General features: G+C 37.2%; 4 protein-coding genes. 1 reads left to right on the top strand and 3 read right to left on the bottom strand.

Going from position 1 to position 1,764, the window contains the following annotated elements; translation table 11 throughout:
- Positions 1 to 163: 163 nt before the first annotated feature.
- Positions 164 to 706, top strand: a complete 543-nt coding sequence (locus ACF8FD_RS02950; RefSeq protein ID WP_087014584.1) for a cysteine hydrolase family protein — start codon at positions 164 to 166, stop codon at positions 704 to 706.
- Between the two features lie 104 nt (positions 707 to 810).
- Here the strand turns inward: ACF8FD_RS02950 and ACF8FD_RS02945 are convergent, their stop codons facing one another.
- The 3 genes from ACF8FD_RS02945 to ACF8FD_RS02935 all read right to left on the bottom strand — a co-directional run.
- Positions 811 to 1,032, bottom strand: coding sequence for a DUF6500 family protein (locus ACF8FD_RS02945; protein WP_205668144.1), 222 nt, complete (start codon positions 1,030 to 1,032; stop codon positions 811 to 813).
- A gap of 56 nt (positions 1,033 to 1,088) precedes the next feature.
- Complete coding sequence (locus tag ACF8FD_RS02940) at positions 1,089 to 1,307, bottom strand: hypothetical protein (RefSeq protein WP_005324296.1); 219 nt, start codon at positions 1,305 to 1,307, stop codon at positions 1,089 to 1,091.
- Between the two features lie 4 nt (positions 1,308 to 1,311).
- A partial coding sequence (locus ACF8FD_RS02935; protein ID WP_392453119.1) for a DUF4113 domain-containing protein occupies positions 1,312 to 1,764 on the bottom strand: 453 nt, incomplete at its 5' end.

Below are 1,764 nucleotides of genomic sequence, written 5' to 3'. Positions count from 1 at the left end.
AGCTTGCAGATTACGTAAAGGACAAAGGAATCCAAGATAAGGTTTTAATTCCTATCGATGGTGAAACGCTTTCTTTCTAAAGTGACTTAAAGAAGTGGAAGCATTCCACTTCTTTAAAACATAAGTAGAACAAAACAAATATTAGTTAAGTAAAGGAATAGGTATGTCAAAATCAGCTTTATTAGTTATCGACTTACAAAATGAATATCTACCTACAGGTAAATTACCATTGGTAAATATTGAACAAGCTGCTGCTAATGCAGTGAAAGTAATTGCGAAAGCCCGTCAACTGGGTACTCAAGTGATTCATGTGCAACATATTGCTGATGCTGAATCTCCTATATTTGAACCTAGCTCAAATAGTATTGAATTTCAGGACACAGTTAAGCCGCAAGAAGATGAAGCTGTAATCATTAAAAATCACATCAATGCGTTCTTAAATACGAATCTCAAAGAAATTTTAGATAGCAATCAAGTGACTGAGTTAGTCGTGATTGGTGCTATGAGCCATATGTGTGTTGATGCTGCTGTTCGTGCTGCTTCTGATTTTGGTTACAAGGTAAAAGTTATTCATGATGCTTGTGCAACGCTAGACCAAGAATTTAATGGTATCAAAGTACCTGCTGGTCATGTCCATGCAACATTAATGGCTGCTTTTGAATTTGCATATGCTCAAGTAATATCAACTGAAGATTATGTTAGCTAAAGACTAAGATTTTAATATTGTACTTTGTTTTATAATTTTTATTTTAATAATCAATATCCTATATCAAACCATGATAGAGTTAAGCGCTCTATCATTGTTTTTTATTACTTTGACTCACCTAAAACAAGTTGCCTAACTTTAACTGCTTTCTCGAAGTGATCTAATTTGTGTTTCATAATCCACCAGTGAGCAGCCTCCATCAATAGTTCTGGGTTATCGTTTTTGTTCCTGAAGAAAGCGTAAAAGGAGAGCCCAACATTTTCTCCTTTTTTCTCAATTTTCTCGTTACATCCACGAATAAAAATTTCTCTTAACTCATCTCTTATTTTTGACCTACTTTAATTGTTCAATTTCTCTAAAACCCGTATTCCTGCTGATTGTTTTAGTTTACTGTTCCCAACACTGGAATCATTCTAGGTCCAGCCTGTCTCGCCTTACCAATAATTTCCACCAGTTCATCATAAGTCAGCTCAAACTTATCCTCACTGTCAAAAACATAGACCATATTCTTGTCTTTGAATTCTTCAGGTGTAGGCGGTACAAAACGCTTTGGAATTAAAATCTGCGCCAATTGTTCATTTGAAAGTTTATAAATATGCATTGCCTTATCTCACTCTAACGAGTTCATTCCATTCGGTTAAGTAGTTCGGGGATTTGCGTTCTTGATTCATTTGCCAGTGCTCATCTTTGCGCCCGCATAAACCCAAGGACAGCGTGTTCTTGCCATACTTGTGGGTGATGTGATTTAAGGCGTCGGAGAGCTTGGCTCGCTTAATCTGTAGCGAATAATCGGTAAATAGGTCAGGGGAGAATTTTGCTTTCGGGACAATCTCCATCAGGATGATTCCCGCCTTTTTATACTTAAAGCCGGGTTTGAATATTTCATCAATGGCCTGCATGGCTATACGGGTAATCTCTAAAACATCGTCGGAGTGCTCGGGCAGCTGCATAATCACGTAAGGTGTGTATTTTGCACATTTATCAAAGCGACCTGTCTGAATAAACACCCCAATCATCTTGCATAAGGACATATCATCACGAAGTCTTGAGACAGCTCT

The organism is Acinetobacter sp. TYF_19 (assembly GCF_043105125.1).
GTDB classification, from domain to species: Bacteria; Pseudomonadota; Gammaproteobacteria; order Pseudomonadales; family Moraxellaceae; genus Acinetobacter; species Acinetobacter johnsonii.
Note: the sequence above shows the minus strand (reverse complement) of the source record. Positions and strands in the feature narration are given on the sequence as shown.

Bases quoted from the DNA above. Each gene is read 5' to 3' on its own strand.
- ACF8FD_RS02950 (WP_087014584.1), top strand. From the start codon at position 164: ATGTCAAAATCAGCTTTATTAGTTATCGACTTACAAAATGAATATCTA.
- ACF8FD_RS02940 (WP_005324296.1), bottom strand. From the start codon at position 1,307: ATGCATATTTATAAACTTTCAAATGAACAATTGGCGCAGATTTTAATT.